Raw genomic sequence first — 24,188 nt, forward strand, 5'->3', positions numbered from 1 at the left:
GCAGATGTATCGTTACGACGAATTTGACCACGCTTTTGTCGCCGAGCGCGTCGAGCAGTTTCGCGACCAGGTCCAGCGCCGCCTTTCCGGTGAACTCGCCGAGGATGCGTTCAAGCCGCTGCGCCTGATGAACGGTGTCTATCTGCAGCTTCACGCCTATATGCTCCGCATCGCGATTCCTTATGGAACGTTGAGCTCACGCCAGGTGCGGATGCTCGCACATATAGCGCGCAAGTATGACCGTGGTTACGGCCATTTCACGACCCGGCAGAACCTGCAGTTCAATTGGCCGAAGCTGTCCGAGATCCCGGATGCGCTGGCCGAGCTTGCCTCCGTCGAAATGCACGCGCTGCAGACATCGGGCAACTGCATTCGCAACGTGACCGCCGACCATTTTGCCGGTGCTGCGGCCGACGAAATTGCGGATCCGCGTCCTTACGCCGAGATCCTGCGCCAATGGTCCTCCGTGCATCCGGAATTCTCGTTCCTGCCGCGCAAGTTCAAGATCGCCGTCACCGGCGCCGAACGCGATCGCGCGGCGATCCAGGTCCACGACATCGGACTGCATCTGAAGAAGAACGAAAAGGGGGAGATCGGCTTTGCAGTTTACGTCGGTGGTGGCCAGGGTCGCACGCCGATGATCGCCAAGCTGATCCGCGACTTCCTGCCGGAAGAGGACCTGCTGTCCTACACAACAGCGATCGTCCGCGTTTATAACCTCAACGGCCGTCGCGACAACAAGTACAAGGCTCGCATCAAGATCCTCGTGCACGAAACGGGCACGGAAGAGCTGACGCGTCAGGTCGAGGCAGAGTTCGTTGAACTCAAGGATTCCGAACTGAAGCTGCCGGAGACAGACGTCGAGGCCATCGCTGCCTATTTCGCGCCGCCGGCTCTGCCCGATCGTGCCGAAGGATGGGAAAACCTCGCGCGCTGGAAGAAGGCCGACCCGGCTTTCGCCCGGTGGGTCCAGCAGAACGTGCAGCCGCACAAGCATCCCGATTACGGCATGGTGACGATCTCCCTGAAGCCGATCGGTGGCATTCCGGGCGATGCTTCCGATAGCCAGATGGATGCCGTCGCCGATATCGCCGAGGAATATGCCTTCGACGAAATCCGCGTCAGCCACGAACAGAACCTGATCCTGCCGCATGTCGCGCTTGCTGATCTCGAAGCTGTTTACCGCGGCCTGGTTGCCATCGGCCTTGCCGAGGCCAATGCCGGTCTCATCACTGACATCATTGCCTGTCCCGGGCTCGACTATTGCGCGCTCGCGAATGCGCGCTCCATTCCCGTTGCGCAGGAAATCTCCAGGCGCTTCGGCGATCCGGATCGTCAGGCTGAAATCGGCGAGCTGAAGATCAAGATCTCGGGCTGCATCAATGCCTGCGGCCATCACCATGTCGGCCATATCGGCCTGCTTGGCGTGGAAAAGAAGGGCGCTGAGCTCTATCAGATCACGCTCGGCGGTTCGGGCGACGAGCATACGTCGATCGGCGAGATCATCGGTCGCGGCTTCGAGCCGGACAAGGTGACCGATGCGATCGAAACGATCGTCAACACCTATCTGACAATCCGCAAGGAGCCGTCGGAAATCTTCCTCGAAACCTATCGTCGCGTTGGTCCGCAGCCGTTCAAGGACGCGCTGTATGGGTCAGCGGCAGAAGCGGCGTAAGGAGGGGACGATGACCAAGATCTGGAGAGAAACCGGCTTCGTCGAGAACGATCCCTGGGTGATCGAGACGCAAGAGGTAAAGGCAGGCGAGGGGCAGAAGGCCCTTCTTGGCTTGGCCGAACTGATCGCCAAGGCGGACGAGAGCAACGAGATCGGCTTCGGCGTGCTGATCAGGCCGGCGGACGATGTTCGCAAGCTTGAGCCCTACCTCTACCGCCTGGAGATTGTTGCTGTTGCCTTCCCGGCCTTCAACGACGGCCGAGCCTTCAGCCATGCATCCCTGCTGCGTGACCGCCTTGGCTACACCAACGAACTGCGCGCCGTCGGCGACGTGCTGATCGACCAGATTCCGCTGATGCAGCGCGTCGGCATCGACAGCTTTGCGGTGACCAACGAGACTGCGATAAAGCGTCTCACGGAGCACCGCCTGCCGGGAATTCCGCATCATTATCAACCGGCTGTGCGTGACGCGGACGCCGGCAAGGGCTATAGTTGGCGCCGTCAGGCGAAGCCGGCTGCATAAGCACCGGATCGCCGTCAAGAATTGACGGAACGGTGCAATGAAGACTTTTGAAATCGTGGTGATCGGCGGCGGCCTTGCCGGCATGATCGCCGCTATCGCCTTGGCTCGCGGCGGACGCAACTTGGCTCTTGTTGCGCCGCCGTCATCCAGCCAGGACCGGCGCACGACCGCGCTCATGGATCAGTCGATCCGTTTCCTCGACAGGCTGACCTTGTGGGAAAAGCTGCGGCCTGCTGCCGCTCCGCTTTCCACCATGCGCATTATCGACGGTACGAATCGCCTGCTGCGAGCGCCGATCACCACTTTCCGTTCCGTCGAACTCGATCTTGACGCCTTCGGCTACAACTTCCCGAACAAGGCGCTGATGGAGGTGTTGGAGGCCGCGATTGCGGCCGAAGGCAATATCACCCGCTTCACATCGTTTGCCGACCTGATCGATATCGGCGCGGAATCGGTGACCATCACGCTCGCCGATGGCGAAGTCCTCTCGGCGGCCTTCGCCGTTGGCGCTGACGGGCGCAAGTCGAAGCTGCGCGAAAGGGCCGGCATCGATGTGAGAACCTGGTCCTATCCGCAATCGGCCATGGTGTTGAACTTCGAACATTCGCTGCCACATGAGAATGTCTCGACCGAGTTTCATACCGAAAGCGGACCGTTCACTCAGGTGCCGCTTCCGGGCAATCGTTCTAGCCTCGTATGGGTCCAGAACCCTTCGGATGCGGTGGCGCGCAATGAACTCTCACTCGCCGAGCTGAGCAATGTCGTCGAGGAGCGAATGCAGTCGTTGCTCGGCAACGTGACCGTCGAAGAAGGCGTGCAGTTGTGGCCGCTTTCCGGCATGATGGCCCATCGCTCCGGCAGAGGCCGAGTTGCCTTGATCGGCGAGGCTTCGCACGTTTTTCCGCCAATCGGCGCACAGGGGCTGAACCTCAGCCTGCGTGATGTCATGGTACTTTCGGATATTCTCTGCGCACGGCCCGAACTACCGATTGCCGCCGACGCTGGCGACCGTTTCGATCGCAAGCGCCGCGCCGATATCATGACACGCACGGCAAGCGTCGATCTTCTCAACCGCTCGCTTTTGTCCGATTTCCTGCCTGTGCAGATGATGCGCGCCGCGGGCCTTCATATCCTGTCGGCGCTGCCGCCGCTGCGCAGCATCGTCATGCGCGAGGGTATCGAACCCGGACGCAGCTTCCGGGATATTCCGGGCGCGATCAAGGGGAAGCTAAGCCGGAAGAAAGCCTGATTTGATCGCAATCAGGACGGCCGAGACGGTCACGACGGAAAGCGCCGTCGTGATCAGGATCGTCGCCGAGGCGCGCTCCTGCCAGACCCCGCATTGTGCCCAATGACGAAGACATTGGTCGCCGTTGGCAAGGCTGCGAGCAGCACCGCCGCGTAGATCCAAATCGGATCAAAGCCACCGACGGTCGTCAGCGCGAGATAGACGACGATCGGATGGATGATGAGCTTGGCCGGAACAATGTAGCCGATCTCGGCCGGTATGCGCTTGAGTGGTCGAAGCGCCAGCGTGACTCCCATCGCAAACAACGCGCACGGCGCGGCAGCCTGCGCGAGATAGTCAACGAAGCGTTGGAATTGGAGCGGCTGATCGATGTGTAAGCGGGCGGCAACGAAGCCGAGCGCCGTTGACAGTATGAAGGGGTGGAAGCCACTTTCCGAGCAATATCGATCGCTAGGCGGTCATCGCCAGCCGCTGCCATGAGTGCAGGCGCAACGATGAAATGCAGCGCATTCTCGAGGCAGACGATCAGCGCCACCGGCCGCACCTTCGCCGAGCGCCAGCAAGGCGAGCCCGGGCCCCATATAGCCGATGTCGCCGTCGCCGGCAAAGGACTGAATCGTGCAGTCAGCGAGCGAGTTGCCCCGGATCCAGCGACGAATCGCAAACAGTACGATGAAGATCGAATAGGTTGCCGCGAGATCGGTGGCGATGAAGTCGACGCGTGTCAGATCCTCGAAGGGCATGCGTGAGACGAGTTTGAAGAAGAGCGCGGGCAGGGCTGCATAGATGATGAAGGTGTTCATCCAGCCGAGCGCCTCTGCCGGCTGCTTCGTCACTTTCCCCGCGATATAGCCAATGAAGATCAGACCGAAGAACGGCAGAAGCAGACTGACGATATCGGACACGGCTGCCAGCTGCTCGGGCTCGCCACAAATGTCAGTTTTGCCATTTGTCGGCATTGAAGAGAAAGGGTTATTTTTCTGCGGTATTGCAGAATAGGTGACACTTGTCCCGTTAAAAATGTCATTGTTCGGATTCACCCATACAAATTTCAGACACAAAAAAACCCGCCGAAGCGGGTTCAAATTCTCCAGGTTATGTTGGATCAGCCGCTAGCCGCGGAGAACGTCGGCCCTTCGGTAAATGCGCTCGGTGCGGCCAAAATTATAGGCGGGCACAACGTTGACCAAGCGCTTCTCAGTTTTCTCCCAGTGTTCCACTCCGCGCGCCAACTTCCGGAACGTGATGTGGCGCTTGATGAATGCCTTTACCGACAATTCCGAGTACCCCAAGACGACGAAACCATTACCGCTGCGATATTCGACGGTATCGAAGACGCCCTCGCGGGTCAGGAGGTGGACCGTACTCATCAGTACCACCAGTCGAGTAGTAAGGAAGTCTGCGCTAACATATCCGGCGGGAAGTCCAATGCCAGCGACCGCCTTCACGGAAGCGACATCCACACGAAGGTGTTCAAGCGTTGTGAGCTCTTCAGCCGACTTCGAGATACCCAACGGGATTTTCCGGTCCAGAATCGCGCGAAGCTGATCGGCGAAGGACATGAAGGGAACGCAGTTTCTTAACGGCACCATCCCAGGCGCATCCCCGTCCGACGTCGCCAAGCTTTCAAGTTTAGCGATAATGCCTTCGATCTGCTTGCGCGAGAGCAGATTCTTCAAGGCATGATTCGACTTCTCGGTCGCGGCCGAGAGAATACCGGCGGCAACGAGCTGGTGGATTACCTGAGGAGAGGCGTCGAGGCGTTCGCGGGCGAACATCGTCGGCACGCTGTCTTTCCAGTTCTCGATGATTTCGTCCATCACGCTCACCTCGATGGAAACTTTGAGGTCGCGGACCGGGGTTGTTTCGTTCTCCAGAAGGCCCCCTGCCTTCAAAAGCTTGCGCAGGGTAGCCGGATGGATGCCATATTCCGTGAAAGCGCTACGGACGCTGTGGAACTTACGGACGCCGCCGCGACCAAGGAACTTGTTTTCGGGACCAAGCGGATGGACGCTGAAAGCATGGTCGCGAACAAAATTCACGATAGGGGCGAAGCCGGCCACCTCCGCATTGTCATGCAGATATTCGTAGAGCTTGCCGTAAAGCTTGCTGCCAACAGACTTATCATAGCTCCCCACACGACGGAGGTCCAACTTTTCGAGGAACGTGCGAAGACTGTCATAGCCGCCGGCAAGCAGATCGAAACCGGTCTTTGCCATGCTCTGGAGCTCCTCGAACGAATGCTTCGATAGCGCTTTGCGATCACCACCGGATACCATGGCGCCCAGGATGTCGCAGACGCGGAGAGCGCCATCGTAGGGGAGATCATCCAAGACCTCGTTCGACGCAGGCTCGCCGTTGAGGCGGTCGCAGAAGTAACGGTCATAGCCGCTTACCTCAACTGGCATGGCCGACTCCGCGGCGGCCAGAACCTCGCTCCAGTTGTCCATAATCGCGCTTGTGAAGTCTTCATAGGCATAGCCGGCATACTTCTGCGAGATGGAGACCAGGCCAATTGCGTGGTCGGCGCACACCACGAGGCGTCTGTGCATCCATGCGGCTCGGCAGAACACGTTGGAGAACGGGCGGCGACCTCCCTGCGTGTAATCCTCAACTACGCAGTGCGGGCAGTAGCGAGCTGCGTCGCGAACAGAGTCGCGACGGTCGATCAACTCGCCGTGCAGCTTGTGATGCCACCCGTCCTCCATGCGTAACGCATGGAAGGCGAGGTCTTCCGGTGCGTTGCCACTCATCTTCGCAAGACGAGCGACGGCTCCCTCGAAACTCGCGTAGTGCCAGATCTTGATGCCGGTAAGGCGCATGAACTGGGGCAGCCGTGTGCTGCGTTCACGAGCATAGCGCGAGGCGAAGCCTAGCAGCGTTTCGGAGGATTTGATGGGAAATGAATTTTCCATTTACTTCACCTTCTTCCTGGCGGCCTTGGCCTTGTTCAGGTCGGGGTCGTAGATGTCGGCGACGTTGGTGTTGAGCCAGTTTTGTCCGTTGAAGCTCGCCGACTGCGAGATCGAGACGACCTGCGCCTTGAGCTGGTCGAGCTCGTCCTGGACCTTGTTGAGGTCAATCCCCTTTTCCTTGGCGGCGACTATCTTGGCCTTGAACTCGGCGAGGACGTCGACCACCGAAGTCATCGCCGAGTAGGCCGTGTCAACCTTGGCGGCCCCGACGGCCAGCGCGTCGTTAGCGGCGGCGACGGCGCGCCGGTCGGACCTCATGGTCGTGGCGATGGACCAGTAGGCGGCGTTGTCCGAGGCCTTCGAGATCCGGAGGCCGGAACTGACCTGAATTTGCGTTTCCTGCAATTTGCCGGAAGCCGACCGCAAGGCTTGGAGCGCTGACATGGCGGAAAGATTCGTCAATATGCTCGTCATGACCCGTCGCTGGAAATCGATTGCTGGAAAGTGGCGTCGTCATGAACGCGGTCGCGGAAACTCCGCGCCCTCAACATGGTTAAAATTGGTTAGCGAAGATGGTAAAGCCGATGAGGGAAACTACCCTATTTGCAACTTTAGGCTTCTGCGCAATTGCGAAGCGGGAGGAAGGACCGATGGTTCGATCTAATTGAGCGTGCAACGGCGTGCTTCCGTGCACCAATGACATTGCTATTATTGCCAAGAGACTTTCATCGGCTACGCTCTCTTCGCCCACGTCTGATGTTGTCACTTCAAGGTATCAACCCGCTACGCTATCAGGAGTCGCCTACGCGGTGCACAACATCCATATTGACGGGAATATATCCGAAAAGCGCAAAAATCGCGATTTGTGCAACTTTTGAGTAGTGAACAATCGCCCGCATCGCTTGAGAAATACTCTCAATGATTGTAGATTTTCAGGAATGCGATACGGAGCGCAATTTCCTGTACACTTTGCCGTAGGAGGCAGTCGCATTGATTGTGCAACAAAGATTGAAAGCTGATTTTCGAAGGCTGCACCGAATTGACGGTTGGATGAACTCGCACGTCGGTTCGTGCATTGGGTTTCTATTGCATAGTTTGTAAGGTTCTTCTGGCGATGCGCAAGAAAAGACTGGCGGCGATATGTTTGATGACACTATCAGCGCTTGCATTTTGCGCATGGATGTGGGGAACGATTCTTCTGCAAGGCGGGTTGCCAAGCGAAGAAGCAGCGTGCCGGAGCCCCATCATTTATTGGGGTGATCGGAAGGCCCTCGATCCGGATAGAAAGTTCCGCATCGACGTCGGGCCTTATCGTTTTGCCGTGCCGTGGAAATATCTTCAGCCCCGACCGGCACATGATTTGGCTGCATGCAAGATCAATTCCAAGGGCTTAGGTGTTCAGTTTTGGATCCCAGACGGAAAGGCGCCTGAACGTGACATGTTCTGGCGGCCCGAATTTAATCCGCCTGAGAAAGGCCGTTCCAATCCCGGTCCGGATGAATGGGTCATTAGTGCCGAACACATAGTCTACTATGAAGACGCACCGTCAACGAACGACAACCCGGATCTGCGGATCAACAACGCCTTAAGGCAATACGGAGCGCACACCTTGCTGGACAAGGATGGGGATCTCACGCTGATCAGATCCAGCGAACATCCCGATCGAAAGAGGGATTGGTTTCGTATCGAGCCTGACCAGAGCTTGTTCTTCTCGTGCCTCGGCTCAGATGAGCGGCGTCTCTGCCAAGGCTATCTGAACATGAAGGACAAACACTTGGCTGTCTATCTGACCGTCCCCGGTCGGGGAATGTACATGCAAGCCACTATCGTCTCGATCATGCGACGCCTTCTGCATGACTGGGAACTCTCTGTTTCGCCAATTCAATAGATCACGGGAGCATGCTGACCACATCTCATCAGGAGAGGCCATTTCGGTGCTTGCAAAAGAAGGGACGACACGCAGCACAGCAGATCGACACCCTTCTTGCTCGGGTGAAGGAGGACGAGGTGGCTGCTCTCAAATCGCGCTAACCCTACGCCGTCATTGGTTGTCGGTATTCTCAGCGTCCACGTTCCTGGTGCAAGATCAAGAGCTAGGGACAAAATATGAAGGGACCCATTCTATGATTCGTTCAGGCCTGTAGCTCGGCGACGTCGCCCGCCGATGCAATAGAGAATTCATGCGGTGCTAGAGGAGGCGGATCGATCTGACGACGATGACATGGTGTCAGGATCGCTTCCCAATCGAACTCCATCCCCTGCAAGGCAGAGAACATCGCCAGCCCGACGGCCTGCGCGACAATCGGCGCGACGGCATTGCCAATCTGATCGGCTACGGTCGGAATGCCGCCGACGAATTCCCAATCAGGCGGGAAGCCCTGCAGTCTGGCGCGCATCTCGTTGGTCAGGCAGGGGACGAACTCCTTCGCCAGGGCGCCCTCATCGGTCGGTGCCATCTTCGCGATCGGAGCGTACGCGACGCCATTCCGCAACCAACGCGCCTTCTCGCCTGGCAGTCCGCTGCCCTTGTAGCGGCGGATGGTGTCGGCGAGGATTCCAGTGCGGACTAGGTTTCCGCTCTTGTCGACGATAGCCATCTCTCGCATCCGGCGGACCCAGTCGTTGGCGCCGCTCCAGCAGTTTGCGCCCATCAGGTCGGCAAGGGCGTCGCCCATGTTGGTAGCCACCTCTGGGAACCTCGGAGGCATTCGGAAGGAGCCGGACATTTCCTTCAGAATGCCCACGATGAGTACACGCGACCGGTTCTGTGCAAGACCGTAGTCGCTCGTGTCGATACGTTCGATGACGGTCTCGTAGCCGGCCTTCGAAAACTGCCGAAGCGCCGCCGCGACATGGTCGGCATGTTTCGCGTGGAGGAATCCGTCGACGTTTTCGAAGATGAACGCCTTCGGACCCACTTCTTTGACGGCCCGAACTGCTTCCGGGAGGAGATCGTTTTCGTCGTTCTTGCCCTTGCGTTCGCCTGCCGTCGAGAACGGAGTGCACGGAATACCGCCAGCCAGCAGATCGACCTTGCCTCTGAACTTGGTGAAGTCCACCTTCCTGACATCGGCCTCGATGACCGGCCAGTTCGGCCGATTCCTTCTGAGCGTCGCCGCAGCCTGCTTGTTAAACTCGACGAGTCCCACCGGCTGAAAGCCGGCACGCTCGAAACCGAGAGCCATGCCACCAGCGCCGGCGCACAACTCTAGAACCCGTAGGTGGTACCGCTTCGGCGGAAGCTCCGTCATGCCTTTGGGCAAGCGAACCGGACCGTGTACCGGCTGAGGCCGGCCGGTCAACGCTCGCAACGCATCGACCGCCGTCGGCCCGATGTCGGAGCGCTTCAGACCGAAGCCGAACTTGTTCTCGAAGTTGTCGTCCCGGAAGAGCTTTAGCGCGTGATGGGCGCGGCCCACCCGATATGCAGACGTATTTTCCTTCCGATTATCAAGGGGAGGGTGCTCCTTCCCGAACAGGACTTCAAACTCGCCGAGAAGGTGGCCAGCGCGCTCGCGAAGGTTGGCCGACACCGCATTGCTGTCGGTCGGCAGCTTCCGGACCTCGTGCACGAACGAGGATACCCTTTCTTCGAAGGCGGCGATCGCGGATTTCACCTGCATCCGTGCTGCCGCCGCCACGAGCTTGCGATTCCGCACAGCCAAGGATTCGGCGACCGTCAGCTTGGCATCGGAAAGCCGCCGACGTATGGCGGCGACGTCCTTCGTGTCGATTTGGGCCCCGATCTGCATCCGCTCTAGGACTTCCTGTCGGGATTCGGCGTCGGCCGAGACGAGAGCCTTCACCACAGGGAAGGAAGCCCGCGCCACGCGAAGGACGTCTTCGGAACCTTTCAGGGTCGCAGCGAATCTTATGTAGGTCGAAAGCTCGACTGCGGGGAGATTGCATCTTGCCTTCAAGAAGGACCGCGCTTCCGAGGGAGAGACGACGGCCATCAGCTTTTCGACTTCGGCGGCCATCTGCAGGACGCGGTCAGTCATCTGTTCGTGAAGGTCGACGATCCGCTTCTTCGCGTCCGAGAGCGCCTTTGCCTTGATGTCGACGTCCGCCATGAGAGCGTCCCCTTTCGGGACGTCTCGTACGGCATCAGATCTTTCAGGGCCGGTAAGCGGATCGATAAAATGCGAGCGATCTCAATGGATTCTGCGGTTCACTGAATGTAAACAGATGCACTGCTACCGATGCCTGAGAATTGGAGCTCCGCATGCACAATATTGGATTTGTAATAACCGTTGTCGAAACAGATGACGTGATCGAATTCGAGGTCGAGTTCTTCGTCCGGATCGAAGGCGATGTTGTCAGGGGAACTCTCGAGGAGGTCCTTGTCGCGATTGGCGCTGCTAACCTACGACGTCTGCTGAAACAGGAAGCCGAGAAACTCTACGCCATCCTTTCGGACCGTCTTGGCCGCTTGCACGCCGGCAATTCCATCGAAGTCAACATCCTTCGGATAGGCGCCTTCTCAACAGTCATGATTGCAGGCTTGGGATACCCAGTACGATCTTTCGCAGATGCTGCGGACGTCGAAGCGAGCTTCATCCCAGGCAAGGCCTGTGAGCCCACGCCCACCATTCCTTCCCCTTAAGTTCGATGAGCGCGGATGCCCGTCGAACTCTCGCTTCAAATCTGTCGCGCTCCAGCTTCGGCGCGGAGGCTCTGGGAGTCGTCGCAAGAAAAATTGTAAGTGAGCTTCCGCCATGAACCCGTTCTATTTCCAGCATTTCCGCCAACCTGTCCCGAAATTTTCGAAGTCTGACATCCTTGTTGCAGCTCGGATTTCCAGTCCATCTCTCCAAGAGGTTTCGCAACGCCGGAACGTTGCCTGTCGTGACGAACAGTTCGCCTTGGCGGGTGTGGCAGTCTGCGCTCCAGGCGCCATCGTCTGTCTTGGCCATTCTGATTGGTTCCATCATGAAGTCTCTTCAGCGTGGATTGGTCGGCTAGCCGGCGCAACTGCGTGTTCGACATGAGCTTCCCTGCACCGCCTCTCGATGGATTCGTCATCGTCATCCACACGAGGCGCGCCATCCGGCTGTCGCTCCACGAGCTCAACTGTCTAATATCCAATTGTAATGCTAAGGGTGGATGGCGCCCAATGGCATCAATATGAGCGCGCTTGCGGGGCTATTGATCCATCTTGCCCTGACATTGGCTGTTGCGCTAGGAGCCTGATGCACTGCGACCAGGCCGCCTCGGAACGGGAGCAGACGATTTTGCCTTTTTCATCCAGCAGCCGGGCTTGCGGCTCCACATTCTATTTGAGGATAATGATGCTCGACCAATCCATGCCCAAGACGCCGGATGCAGTCGATGTCCGCGTCGGCGGTCGCATCCGGCTGAAACGAAAGCTGATGGGATTGAGCCAGACGGAATTGGCGGATGGGATCGGCGTATCGTTCCAGCAGGTCCAAAAATACGAGCAGGGGAGAAATCGGGTTGGCTCCAGCCGGCTACAGCGGATCGCCGATATGCTTGGCGTTCCCGTCGCGTTCTTCTTTGACGAAGGGCAGGGCGCTGAAGCCGATACACCGCCTCCAGCCGCCGACGATCACTTCCGGCAATTTTTGTACACGGCCGAAGCGCTCGATCTGGTCAATGCCTTCCGGAAGGTTGAGGACGCGAATCTGCGAAGGAAGATCGTCAGCCTTGTAAAGACCCTGGCGAGAGAGCCTGTCGAGTAACGCCGGAACAGCAGCGGCGGTGCGGAAGCGCTAGGGACGCTTTCTCTGCGGCACGCCTCACCGTGCTCGACAGCCGTAGTGGTCTCCTCAGACGCGCTGGCAGATCGGAAGAAAATCGGACGGGCGGACCATCGGCTCCATCAGGCAGCGCGTTAAGATAAGGGCGCGGGAGCGGGCTCGGACGAGGGCTTTGCTAGAATGGATTGTATCAAAATGAACAATCATTCACCATTTTATACAAGCATGCGTTGACTTATTCCGCGAATACGTGAAAGGAGATTTATCAACAAATATCCGCTGAAGTTGTATTTTTTCGATGTCCCGCCGTCATTCTTCGTCCGCAAGATTTCCTTTCGTTCAAGTGAAGGTTCTTGCTTGGGCAGCATGTTGCGCAATTTGGATAGCGCCTGCTGTTTTCGGACAAAACATTGTTTCGCCATCGATAAGTCAAGACAACGCCAAGGGTCAGGTGGCACCCGTCGCAACCGCTGTCGAAGCCGCTACGTCCGTGGTCGTGCAAAAATTCGATGATTGGTATTATCGCTGCGCGCCGTCCGGCTTGCAATCACGCAGTTGCGAGATCGCGCAGGTTGCGCAAGTCATGCGGGAGGAAAAGAGCGTTAATGTGCTGACGCTTGCCATCGCGCCGGTTCCGGAAACTACGCCGAAAGGTAGCAAGAAGGCCGCGCGGTCGCTGATTTTGACCGCGCTTCTCCCGCTGAACGTGGCGCTGCAGGCAGGTCTCTCCATCGCAGCCGAGGGAAAGCCCGTCGCCAGGCTCGCCTATCGCAATTGCAATCAGGCGGGATGCTGGGCAGAGTTGCCGCTGGAGCCCGCAATGTTGGCCGCTCTCTCGAAAGGCACGACCGGCGAGGCTTCGCTGCGGCTGATGGACGGCCAGGACATCAAAATCCGGTTTTCGCTGAAGGGCTTGAAGGCGGCGCTGTCTGCCCTTCAAGGCCAGGCTTCGAAGTAGCGGGGTTGAGAGGTGAAGTCGGCTCGCGCGTTTTCCGCAGTGATGGCAGTGCTCGCCGTTGCCATAGGTGGCGTCGCACAGGCGCAGTCCCCGGCAGACGATTTTTCCCGCCGGCAGGACGAGAAGGCGCAAGCACAACGGCTCGACCGGTTGAAGCAGGCAACACCCGATGAGCCGGATATCGGAGAGGGGATGCCTGGCTTACCCGTCGGCGAAGCGGCGGGTCGCTGCTTTCCCATTTCACGCGTCGTCGTCGATGGAGCGGCGAACGTTTCTCCTCAGGAGATCGATCGTCTGACGCAGCCTTATCAGGACCGTTGCATGGGCGTTGCCGATATCAGCGGATTGCTCAAGGCGCTGACCAACCTCTATCTCGACAAGGGGTTCGTCACCTCGCGCGCCTATGTGCCGCCGCAGGACATCGCCGGCACGCGCCTGTTGAAACTGACGGTCGTCGAAGGGACTATTTCCGACATCTACCTGAACGGCAAACCGACCGAGCGTAACGGCGCGCTTGCGACCGCCTTTCCCGGCATGAAGGCAAAGATCGCCGACATCCGCGATGTCGAGCAGGGGCTCGACCAGATGAACCGTTTGTCGTCAAATGACGCAAAGACCTCGATGCTTCCGGGCATGACGCAGGGGACCTCCATCCTCAATGTCGAAAACAAGCCGGGCAAGCGATGGCACTTGACCCTTGCCAACAACAATCTCGGTCAGGAAAGCACCGGCTACTCGCAGAGTAACGTCTCGCTCGGCTTCGATGATCTCCTTGGCCTCAACGACCAGCTCGGATTGTCTTACGGCCACTCCGGTCCTGACTATCCTTGGGGCGGCGACGGTGATGGTCGCAGCAACAGCTATTCCGGCAACGCCAGCATCCCCTACGGCTACTGGACCCTTTCTGCGAATGGCTCCTGGTACGAATACGACAGTTCCGTTCCAGGCAGCTTCGGACCGATCGAGACGTCAGGTGATTCCGCGGAACTCGGGCTTGGCGTCGATCGCGTCGTCAACCGAAACAAGAATTCGATCACGACGATCAGGGGCGGCCTTACCTACAAGCAGACCGACAACTTCCTGCTCGGCAACCGCATCGAAGTGGGCAGCCGCAGATACAGTGTCGGCACGATCGGGATTTCTCATTCGAGGCAGATGCTCGGCGGCGTCTTTGCCTTCGACCTGACGCTCGATCAAGGGCTCGATCTCTTCGACGCGGTGGAGGCGGGAGAGCCAGGCGCCGGCACGGCCGATCCCCGGTTTTCGAAGTTTGGCGCAACGGTCAGCGGTACGCGTCCATTCGAGATTTCAGGTGAGCGCTTCGAGCTCACGACACTCCTTAGCGGACAGTATTCACCGGACAACCTCTTCGGGGCGGAGCAGATCGGGCTTGGCGGCTACAGCAATGTTCGCGGCATCAGGCAGAGCGTCATCTTCGGCAATAATGGCCTGTTCAGCCACAATGAAGTTGCCTGGCGGACGGCGCCGTTCGAAGGCGGTCAGGCGGCCGCGATCCTCGGTGAAGTCAGACCCTATCTCGGGCTCGATTTCGGGCGGGTCTTCTCGCAACGCCGCTTCGACATCGAGGGCGGGCATCTCGCCAGTTGGACGGTCGGCGCAAAGCTCGTCGGCGGAACCGTGAGCGCCGACTTCGGTTACTCGAAAACCTTTGCCAGCAGCGTCGATGAAGGACGCGGCAATCTCATTTTCGCCAGCGCGACGGTGCGCTGGTGATCCCCATGCGTCAGCCCTCATTCAGATTCTTACCTCAACCTTCTCAGAGAGTTATCATGCGCGTTCTTCAGCTTCTCATCGCCCCGGTCCTGCTTGTTTTGCTCACGTCATGCGTAACGACAAGGACCGATCCTCGGTTGATTGCCGCTCTACAGAAGACGTCCGTTCGCGAGATCCGCGTCGAAATGGCGCCCGATATCAAGACCTTCGGATTCCCAGGCAAGTCCGATCCGCAGGTGGCCGAGGCTGTGCGAACCCTACACGCGACGATGTCGAAAGAATTGATCGGACTGCCTGGCGGTCCTGCCGCCGGCAGGCTGGTTGTAACGCTGCATGTCTTCGATGTCAGCACGAAGCAGGCGCGGATCATCGGCGGTCACGACAGCCTCATCGATGGGACTGTGCGTCTTGAGAACGCCAAGACCGGGGAATTGATCGCCGAGGCGCAAAATATCCACGGTGAAGATCTCTCCATGCGCGGGAGCGGTTACGGCGTGATTGTCGCCGTCGCAATCAACGCTGCGACGACAGCAGGAGCGCCGGACGTCCTGGTCCAGCGCCTTTCCACATCCTTCACGCGCAAGGTCAAGACCTGGCTCACCCAAAAATAGCTGCACCCACCAACTCCCATAGCTGCCGGCACACACCCAAAAATCGGAGCGCCAGGAAATGGACGAAACGATGAGCAAGACAAGCGAGCGAAATTCGAAGCGGGGCAACTGGACCGGTCGGGTTGGCGAAGTCGCCAACCAATCGCTGGCATCGTTGCTGAGTGCGCTGCTAATCTTGCAGCCTGTGTTGCTGCGCGCGCAGGAGATCGCACCGGATGGGGGGGCGGCCGCGATCAATCGTCCAGGCGTCGGGGCGGCCCCGAACGGCGTGCCTCTGATCGATATCGTCACCCCCAATAGCCAGGGCCTGTCGCACAACAAATACAACAGCTTCAACGTCGGCACGCAGGGCCTCATCCTCAACAACTTCAACGGCGAGGTCGGCACCTCGAAGCTCGGTGGCATCACCCCCGGCAACGCCAATCTGAAGACGTCAGGCCCGGCTTCGGTCATTTTGAATGAGGTCACGAGCGGCAATCGTTCGGCGCTGAACGGACCGACCGAAGTGTTCGGCGGTCGGGCGGATGTGATCATCGCGAATCCGAACGGCATTACCTGCGACGGCTGCGGCTTCATCAACACACCGCGCGCCACGCTGACCACAGGTGTCCCCGATATCGGTGCCGATGGACGGCTTGATGGCTTCACCGTCAGGGGCGGGGATGTCACCTTCGGTTCGAAGGGTGCCAATCTTGCCGCCGGGGACGGCGCCGTCGACCTCTTCGACATCGTGTCACGCACGGTGAAGATCGATGGTCCCGTCTATGGCAAGGACCTGCGGCTGACGGCAGGAGCATCGAAGTTCAACTATGCCACCGGCGAGGCGACCGCACTCGAGGCGACCTCGGGAACGCCGGAATATGCGATCGATGGATCGGCCCTCGGGGCCATGCAGGCTGGCCGCATCAAGATGGTCGTCACCGAGAAGGGCGCCGGCGTTCGCATGCGCGGCGACATGGCGGCCAACGCCGGGGAACTGTCGCTGTCATCCGACGGCAAGATCTCGATCGGCAATGCGTCGGGCAGCCAGGGCGTGACGATAAAATCGGGGTCGAGTGTTCAGGCAAACAAACTCACGTCGAAGGCGCGTGTCAGCGTCCAGGCCAACCGCGGCATCACGCTGCAGACGGTGGCAGCCGACGGTGACGTCGTCCTTGCTGGTGGCAGTGGACTGCTGTCGGTTGCTGGTGACCTCTCGACGCTTGGCGCCATCCAGATCTCATCCGCCGGCGTTTCCACTGGCAATCTCGATGCCGGAGATCTCATTGACCTCGCGAGCTCTTCCGGGCCGGTCGCGATCGGTGATGCGAGAAGCCGCGGCGCGCTGACACTATCGGCGACCAGCGGCGCGATCACCGCCAATTCGCTCCTCAGCTACAACAATATCAGCCTGACGGCGGGCAGCAATCTGACGGTCGCAGGCAATGTCACAGCAGCCGGCAACATTACGGCCGATGCATCCTCGGTGAGTGCCCGCGCAGTCACATCCGGCGTCGATATCGCTGCCACGGCCGCATCACCGGGAGGAGTGGTCGTCTTCGCTGGCGCCGGTGATCTCAACCTGGTCGCCCGCTCCGGGGCAGTCGCAGCCACCTCGCTTGCCTCAGCCGGAAAGACCCAGGCAACGGCGAACCTTGTCCAGGCCGGATCGATCACCAGCCGCGGCGTGATCGACCTCCACGGTGATCTCGATGTCAGCGGCCAGGTTCTCGGCGGCTCCGACATCTCGGTGGCAGGCAACGCGATCAAGGCAGGCGCGATCGTCTCCGGCGTCGACTTTGCGGCGAGCGCCCAGTCGGCTTCTCATAACATCGTCCTCACCGCAGCCGGCGATATCAGGCTGACGGCCACCCGCGATATTGATGTCGCCAGCGTGCTTTCGGCCGGAGGCATCGATATTGCCGCAGACATGCTACGCGGCCAATCGATCAGCGGTCGTCAACGCATTGCGCTCAACACCGGCGTGAATGTCAGCGGCCAGATCCTTGGCGGTTCCGACGTGACAATCGCCGGTGCCGGCATTCGCGCCGGGGCCGTCGCCTCGGGTGTCGACTTTGATGCGACTGCCACGTCAACCTCCGGCGACGTCGTCCTCGGCAGTGCTGGTGACATGACGCTAACCGCTTCGTCCGATGACATCGCCATTGCAACGATGCTGTCGGCTGGCAAGCTGACTGCGACTGCGGCCGGCAGCATCACCGGCAACGCGGTCAGCCACAAGGCACTTACCCTTGACGCTGGCGATGCCATCACACTCTCCGGGCAGTCGCTCTCTGGCTCGTCCGTCAAGCTGAAGGCCGACAGCGTCAACATCGATACGCTGATCTCCGGCGTTGATTTCGCGGGCACAAGCGCCGCCGCCTCAGGCAACGTCGTCCTCGGCCTCGACGGCACCTTGTCGGTCGAGGCAACCCAGGGCTCCGTCGCCAGCAACTATCTGATCAGTGCTGGTGACCTGACGGCAAAGGCCAGTCAGAATCTGTCCTACCAGAGCCTGCAGAGCAATGCCGATGCATCGCTGTCGGCAACGAGTGGAACGATCAGTCTCGACAAGACGACGCGAGCGGCAGGCGACATTACCGTCAGCGCCCACACATTCGATCTCAGCAATGGGAAGAGCGGCCTGGCGACATCGGGAACGCTGACCGTCAATGCCGACACCGCCAACTTCTCCGGCAGCACGCTGACCTTCGGTGGCCTCGACGCCAAACTGTCGGGTACTGCCAATGTCACCGGTGCGAAGATCAACACGGTGACGACATCAGGCGGCACGGGTGACCTGTCGATTGAAGCCTCGAGCGTGACGACATCAGGTTCGACGGCGCTGCTGGCTGGGCACAATCTGAACTTGACGCTCGCAGACTTTAGCAATGCCGGGCAGATCGCCGCCAAAAACGATCTCAACGTCAAGGTCACCGGCAATCTCACCAATGGCCCAACTGGCCTGATCTATGCCGGCGGGGACGCCAACCTGCTTGTCGCCGGCAGCCTCACCAACAACCAGGGCGCCATTATCGTCGGTGATGATCTTGCCATCGCGGGCGCAACCGCCAGCCAGCGCAACCACGCGCTCACCAATATCTCCGGGATGATCCGGGCGGACGGCGATCTGTCGATCCTGACCGACAGCCTGACCAACCGTCGCCTGACAACGCCGACCTGGACCAATGTGCTCGTCTCCTCCGGGCTCGCCACCGGCTTCACCCTCAATCCTGCTGCTGCCGGCCTGCCGTTTGCCTACATGGAATCGGAGGAACAGAACATGTTCCAACTGTATCCGGGCATGGACGCGCCGCAGTTTTCCGAATACCAGCCGCTTCTCTGGTCGGTCGCCACACTCGGCGACGGCACGAGCTACCATGCCTGGACCTGGATCAGCGGCAACGGACCGACGGCCGTCGGCCCGATCTTCAACTGGATCAAGGACCGGGTTCCGAAAGATGCGAACGGCAACCCGATCCTCGATCCGAACAATCCGTCACGATATTTCATTGTCGACCAGGTCGTGCATGGAGGGGTAGCGGACTACAGTACCACATACACCTGGGACTATAGCGCCAACCTCATCCAGTCGGTCTACGAGGATCGATTGACCAGCGCACTGACGCCCGAGGCGCTGATCCACGCCGGCGGCAATCTTACCGTCGACGCAACCACGGCGACCAACGAATACAGCACCATCGAAGCGGAAGGCAACGCCACGTTCAAGGGCGACAAGCTCACCAACAAGGGCATGTCGCTCAACCGCACGACGACGACGACCTGCAACGCGCAGGGCGGCTGCCAGGCCTATGACGCTGCCGGCAATCGCAATCCATCGAAGGACATCGCCAACGGCACCGCGATCGTCAGCAAGGTGGAATCGATTGGAGGAGCGTCGGCGATCATCAGGGCCGGTGGCGCCCTCGACACCTCTCGTGTCGATCTCGACAATATCGGCGCCGCCTCCACCGCAGAGGCGACCAGTGTCGCGAGACCGGCTGGATTGGCCGACCCGACGTCCGTCCTTGCGTCGATGACGTCAGGATCGGCGCTCTTTACCGTCAATGCCGCAATCTCAGGCATATCAGGCAATGCCGCGGTGACCACGAGGGCGGCACTGACGGCCGCGCTTCCGAGTGGATTACCCAATCCAAAGTCGGGTGGCTTTGATGGCGACGTGCCCGGTCTGTCTTTCCTCTATGAGACGCGCGCGGCCTACCTCGACATCGGCACGTTCTACGGTTCGGGGTATTTCGCAAACAATATCGGTTACAAGCCTGACCGTGACGTTCCCTTTCTCGGCGACGCCTACTTCGAGAACCAGTTCATCGACCAGCAACTGCGCCAGCTCGCCGGTCAGGGTCTCGGCTCACACTCCTTCATTCCGGGCAGCGACGCCGTAGAGCAGGTCAAGGAACTCCTCGACCAGGGCGTCGCCTTTGCCAAAAGCCATAAGCTCGCCATGGGTCAGGTTCTGTCGCCCGAGCAGGTCGCAGCTCTGACCGAACCGCTCGTCTGGTACGAGAAGAAAGTCGTCAACGGCATCGAGGTGCTGGTGCCGGTCGTCTATATCCCGAGCACCGAGATGGCCAAGCTTACCGCCTCCGGCGCGCTGATGGCAGGCGACAGCGTCACCATCAACGGCGGCTCCATCAACAACTCCGGCACGATGCTGGCCAAAAACAATCTGTCCGTTTCCGGCACCTCGATTGCCGCCAATGGCGGCAGCTTCAAAGCTGGCGGCAACGTCACGCTTGCCTCGACCGGTACGCTGACGCTCAGCGCCCAGTCGGTCAATCTCGGCGGCCAGACACTTGTCGTTCCCGCTGCGTCCGTTCAGGCTGGTGGCGACGCAAACCTGTCGGCCGACTCGGATCTGACATTGAAAGGCGCCAGCGTCTCGGCTGGCGCCAACACGACGCTGTCAGGCCAGACCGTCACCCTGGATGTCGCCAAGGCTGAGAATGGCGGCCAGGAAAATGCCACGGGGAGTTCGGTTTCATCCGGTGGCAACCTGACGATATCGGCCGATGACAATGTCAACGTCATCGGCAGTGCGGCAAAGGCCGGTAAGGCGCTCAGCGTCACCGCCGACAAGGGGTCCGTCAATGTCGTTTCCGCTGGTGTCGCCCACAAGACCAGCGACGGCTATACGACCACCGTGTCGACGGACCAGCAGCAGTCGCAGCTCTCTGCCGGCACCGATGCGACAATTAAAGCTGGTGATGACATCCTTGTCGCCGGTTCCTCGCTGAAGGCTGTGGGCAGTGCCAAGCTTGAAGCTGGCGATGATGTCAGCATCGTCGCCACCCAGGAACGCTCCGACAGCAGCTTTGGCAAGAATACGGCGACGGCGACAACCCATACCGGATCGGAAATCCAAGCCGGCGGATCGGTGTCGGTTACAGCGGGTTCCGGCTCTGGCGCTGGCGACCATGATCTCAGCATTATTGGCAGCAGCATCTCTGCTGGCGGCAAGGTCGAGCTGAATGCTTCCGACGACATCACCATTGCGGAGGTCGAAAACAGCACCACGCGTGATGCGTCCTGGAAATCGGGACGCACGAAGAACCACGGCCATTTCGAAACCGAGACGACAGTCGGCTCCTCCATATTGGGCGGTGACGGCGTCTCGACGACCTCGGGCGGCGACACCCTGGTCTCGGCCTCGAAGCTTCAAGCGGGTAGTGATGGGCATAGTGCCGACCTGACCATGAAAGCAGGGGGCGATCTCTTGATCGCGTCCGGCACGGACACCACGGCAACTGAGGTCGACTCGAAGCGAAAGGGCTTTCTTTCCAAGAAGAGCTCGCACCGTGAGACCTATGACGAGACGACTGTCGCCTCGGAGCTCGGAGCGTCCGGCAATGTCACCCTGAATGCCGACGGCAATGCCGTCATCGCGGGCTCGAAGGTGACGGCAGGTGGCAGCCTGGGCGTCGAAGGCGATAGCGTGTCCGTCATCGGTGCCGAGGAGCAGCACAAGCTGGAAAGCAAAAGCAAGAAGTCCGGTCTGTTTGCCGGTTCCGGCGATGGCTTCATCTCGCTCTGGGGCAAGGAGCAGAAGGACAAGAACCAGGTCTCCGAACTCAACGTCGCCTCGGCATTATCGGCCGGCACCGACGTCACGCTGAAGGCGCGCGAGAACGACGTCAATGTGATCGGTTCCAGCATCAAGGCCGGGCAGGACATGACGCTTGATGCCGCCCGCGATGTCAACATCACGCCCGGTGCGGAAAACAGCTTCGCCTCCGAGCAGGAGAAGCGCTCCGGCTTCGGCATCGCCTACAGTTCCGGCGATGGCGGCGCCTCGATCGGCATCGGTTATGGCAAGTCGGTCGACAAGACCGCGCAGTCGGCCGAGACCAACGCCACTTCGGCGCTGTCCGCTGGTCGCGACCTGACCATCTCGGCAGGACGTGACGCCAATCTGCAGGCCGCCAAGGTCGAGGCTGAACGCGACGTGGCGATCCAGGCAGAGCGCGATGTCAATCTCCTCTCGGCCCAGGACAAGTCTAACTACGAGCACCTGCACGAGGAGTTCTTCGCAGGCATCAGCCTGTCGGTGTCGACCTCCCTGGTGAGCGCGGCTGACAGCGTGAGCGGCGCGGCGCAGAAGATTACGAACATCTCCGATGGCTATTCCGCTGCGAACGCGGCCTTCGCCTCGCTCAAGGCCTATGACGCGCTCGACAAGATTGCCAAGGGCGGCAATGTTGCGTCGGCATCGCTGACGGTCGGCTTTACCTATCAGAAGGAAAAGGAAGCAGCTCAATCATCCGTTCCGGTCTTGACGGACATAAGGGCAGGGCAGTCGGTCACGATCGAGGCAGTCTCCGGGGATCTAACCAGTCATGGAGCGCAGATCGCTGCCGGCTACGATGCCGATGGCGAGGTCGTCATCTCCGACAATGAGAAAGCCGGTGATATTACGCTCAAGGCTGGCAAGGACATCATTCTCGAAAGTGCTGAGGCGACCAACAGCTCATCGACGAGCAGCGCGTCAGCAGGAGCAAGCTTCGGCGTTTCCGCCGGCGTCAACATCTACGGTGGGGTCAGCGGCGGACTGACGGGTAGCGCGAACGCGTCGGCTGGCAAGTCCAACGCCAACGGGACGACTCAGGTCAATACTCACGTCAACGGCACCGGTGACATTACCATGGAGTCAGGAAACGATACCCGTCTCGCGGGCGCGGTGGTTTCCGGCGACACGGTGACAGCCAATGTCGGTGGCGATCTGACCATCCTCTCCGTTCCCGACACCGGGGCAAGTTCCAACCACTCCGCTTCCGGCGGCTTCAGCCTGGGCGGCGGGCAGCTTCTTTCCGGCGTGCAGATCGGTGGCGGCAGCGGCTCGGGTCAGACGAACTGGATCACCGAGCAGTCGGGCCTCGTCTCCACGGGGACGATGGACGTCACGGTCGGCGGCAATACCCATCTGGGTGCCGGAAAGATCATCTCCGAATCCGGCGACCTCATACTCGATACCGGCACGCTGACCTATGACAACTTCGATGGCCGGAAGGGCTACGAGGGCTTCAGCGTCGATCTCGGCATCGATCTTTCCAGTGGCAAGGACGAGAACGGCAACTCCACCACCAACCACACACTGGAGGGTTCCTATCAGCTCGACGACACGCGCCAGACGGTTCGCGCCACCGTCGGGCCAGGCGACATCGTCATTCGCGACGACCAGCAGCAAGCGGCTCTCGAACAGGACGGCAGGTCCACGCGCCCGCTCGACGAGCTCAACCGCGATCCCGACAAGGCCTACGAGATCACCAAGGACAAGCATGTCGATCTCGACGTGTACCTGTCCAGTAACAGTTTGAAGGCGGCGGTCGAGGCGGGCAAAACGATCACACAGGCGCTCGGCGAGGCCTTCGACAAGATGACGGCCGCCGGCGTCCTGTCACCAGAAACTGCGGTGGCGCTGGCTCCTTACGCAAATGATCCCGAAGTGCTGGCGCAGCTTGCCCAATGCGGACAAAATCACAGCGAGAACGAGTTCCATTTCTTCGACTGGCTGATCACCCCCGCTCACGCCGAGGCTGCCAGTTGCGCTCTTTCTATTGGAGGCAAGAAATACTGGATCACTCCAACCGCAGCGTTGGACTGCCTGCAGCTTTTCAAAAATGCGGCCAACTTGGTAATTGGAGACGCAACGCTTGGCGGAACTGTTGTTGCCGGCCTCTTGACGGGCGGCTTCCTGCTGGCATCCACTTCGGCCACCGGCGGCGCCATCGATCAAACGAAGACACTGGACGATGGCACGGTCATCCATCTTACCGGATACGGCGATTCTTTTTCGCGAACAGCACATATAACCCTGCCGAACGGGAATAAGGTTTCGTTGCTGATGCGCGCAACGGAGGATGGATACGAAATCCTGTCTGGGACCGCGCTTGGCACCGCGATGTCCGATTTCTTGCTCGACAGCATGGCTCAGCAGATTTCGAGCGAAAGCGGAGTTCGCGTTGTCTATAACAAAAAGAGTGGGACAGGCGACACTAGCTCCAATTCTCCCACTACCTCAGATGTATCTTCAGGATCTCCGGACCCCGACGATGATGATAATAATCAATACAAAAGACCGAATGATACCCTACAGAAGGGAGACAAAATTGACCTAGATGCGTTTAGTCAGCGCGTTAAGGTGGAGGGTGAAACGAGATACGTCGATCCGAAATCTGGATACCAAATTGTCAAGGACAGGGCTGGCGTCAATTCACACGGCGGCAGTGCGTGGAAGCTGCTAGATCGCTCGGGCGGTCGCATTGGGACACTTAACTCTGACGGCGTTTATCTCCGAGGATAACTA

Annotated in this window: 12 protein-coding genes and 2 pseudogenes; 10 read left to right on the top strand and 4 right to left on the bottom strand. The window is 59.6% G+C overall.

What is annotated here, in order from left to right:
* The first annotated feature begins 4 nt into the window (after positions 1 to 4).
* From ATY79_RS05040 to ATY79_RS05050, 3 genes are read left to right on the top strand one after another with little or no spacing between them, the layout of a single operon-like run.
* The gene (locus tag ATY79_RS05040; protein ID WP_088694931.1) at positions 5 to 1,675 is read left to right on the top strand and encodes a nitrite/sulfite reductase; all 1,671 of its coding nucleotides are present in this window, start codon (positions 5 to 7) and stop codon (positions 1,673 to 1,675) included.
* A 10-nt stretch (positions 1,676 to 1,685) separates the two neighbouring features.
* Positions 1,686 to 2,198 carry a DUF934 domain-containing protein gene (locus ATY79_RS05045; RefSeq protein ID WP_088694932.1) on the top strand — a complete coding sequence of 171 codons (513 nt, stop codon included), beginning with the start codon at positions 1,686 to 1,688 and terminating at the stop codon, positions 2,196 to 2,198.
* A 37-nt stretch (positions 2,199 to 2,235) separates the two neighbouring features.
* Positions 2,236 to 3,447, top strand: a complete 1,212-nt coding sequence (locus ATY79_RS05050; RefSeq protein ID WP_088694933.1) for a UbiH/UbiF family hydroxylase — start codon at positions 2,236 to 2,238, stop codon at positions 3,445 to 3,447.
* On the opposite strand, the pseudogene ATY79_RS05055 reads toward ATY79_RS05050, so the two are convergent.
* The 3 genes and pseudogenes from ATY79_RS05055 to ATY79_RS05065 form a co-directional block, all read right to left on the bottom strand.
* Positions 3,427 to 4,352 (bottom strand): annotated as a pseudogene (locus tag ATY79_RS05055) (AEC family transporter). The gene ATY79_RS05050 and the pseudogene ATY79_RS05055 overlap by 21 nt on opposite strands.
* Positions 4,353 to 4,559: 207 nt before the next feature.
* Complete coding sequence (locus ATY79_RS05060) at positions 4,560 to 6,362, bottom strand: TniQ family protein (protein WP_088703154.1); 1,803 nt, start codon at positions 6,360 to 6,362, stop codon at positions 4,560 to 4,562.
* 75 nt (positions 6,363 to 6,437) lie between these two features.
* Positions 6,438 to 6,836: pseudogene (locus ATY79_RS05065) on the bottom strand (flagellin); the annotation flags it as partial.
* Positions 6,837 to 7,476: 640 nt separating this feature from the next.
* On the opposite strand from ATY79_RS05065, the gene ATY79_RS05070 reads away from it, so the two are divergent.
* Complete coding sequence (locus tag ATY79_RS05070) at positions 7,477 to 8,250, top strand: hypothetical protein (RefSeq protein ID WP_141105694.1); 774 nt, start codon at positions 7,477 to 7,479, stop codon at positions 8,248 to 8,250.
* A gap of 244 nt (positions 8,251 to 8,494) precedes the next feature.
* Here ATY79_RS05070 and dcm read toward each other — a convergent pair whose 3' ends face one another.
* Positions 8,495 to 10,435 carry a DNA (cytosine-5-)-methyltransferase gene (dcm, locus tag ATY79_RS05075; RefSeq protein ID WP_088703157.1) on the bottom strand — a complete coding sequence of 647 codons (1,941 nt, stop codon included), beginning with the start codon at positions 10,433 to 10,435 and terminating at the stop codon, positions 8,495 to 8,497.
* 152 nt (positions 10,436 to 10,587) lie between these two features.
* On the opposite strand from dcm, the gene ATY79_RS05080 reads away from it, so the two are divergent.
* The 6 genes from ATY79_RS05080 to ATY79_RS05110 all read left to right on the top strand — a co-directional run bounded on the left by ATY79_RS05080 (position 10,588) and on the right by ATY79_RS05110 (position 24,185).
* A complete protein-coding gene (locus ATY79_RS05080; RefSeq protein WP_088703158.1) occupies positions 10,588 to 10,968 on the top strand; it encodes a hypothetical protein in 381 nt (126 codons plus the stop codon).
* 685 nt (positions 10,969 to 11,653) lie between these two features.
* Positions 11,654 to 12,064, top strand: a complete 411-nt coding sequence (locus tag ATY79_RS05085) for a helix-turn-helix transcriptional regulator (RefSeq protein ID WP_088703175.1) — start codon at positions 11,654 to 11,656, stop codon at positions 12,062 to 12,064.
* A 469-nt stretch (positions 12,065 to 12,533) separates the two neighbouring features.
* Positions 12,534 to 13,040, top strand: coding sequence for an invasion associated locus B family protein (locus ATY79_RS05090; protein ID WP_245312314.1), 507 nt, complete (start codon positions 12,534 to 12,536; stop codon positions 13,038 to 13,040).
* A 42-nt stretch (positions 13,041 to 13,082) separates the two neighbouring features.
* The gene (locus tag ATY79_RS05095) at positions 13,083 to 14,774 is read left to right on the top strand and encodes a ShlB/FhaC/HecB family hemolysin secretion/activation protein (RefSeq protein WP_088703160.1); all 1,692 of its coding nucleotides are present in this window, start codon (positions 13,083 to 13,085) and stop codon (positions 14,772 to 14,774) included.
* A 56-nt stretch (positions 14,775 to 14,830) separates the two neighbouring features.
* The gene (locus tag ATY79_RS05100; RefSeq protein WP_088703161.1) at positions 14,831 to 15,385 is read left to right on the top strand and encodes a hypothetical protein; all 555 of its coding nucleotides are present in this window, start codon (positions 14,831 to 14,833) and stop codon (positions 15,383 to 15,385) included.
* Between the two features lie 70 nt (positions 15,386 to 15,455).
* Positions 15,456 to 24,185, top strand: a complete 8,730-nt coding sequence (locus ATY79_RS05110; RefSeq protein WP_245312315.1) for a hemagglutinin repeat-containing protein — start codon at positions 15,456 to 15,458, stop codon at positions 24,183 to 24,185.
* Positions 24,186 to 24,188: the final 3 nt, after the last annotated feature.

Origin of the sequence: Rhizobium sp. R693 (assembly GCF_002211315.1) — a bacterium.
In the GTDB taxonomy this organism is placed as follows: Bacteria; Pseudomonadota; Alphaproteobacteria; order Rhizobiales; family Rhizobiaceae; genus Rhizobium.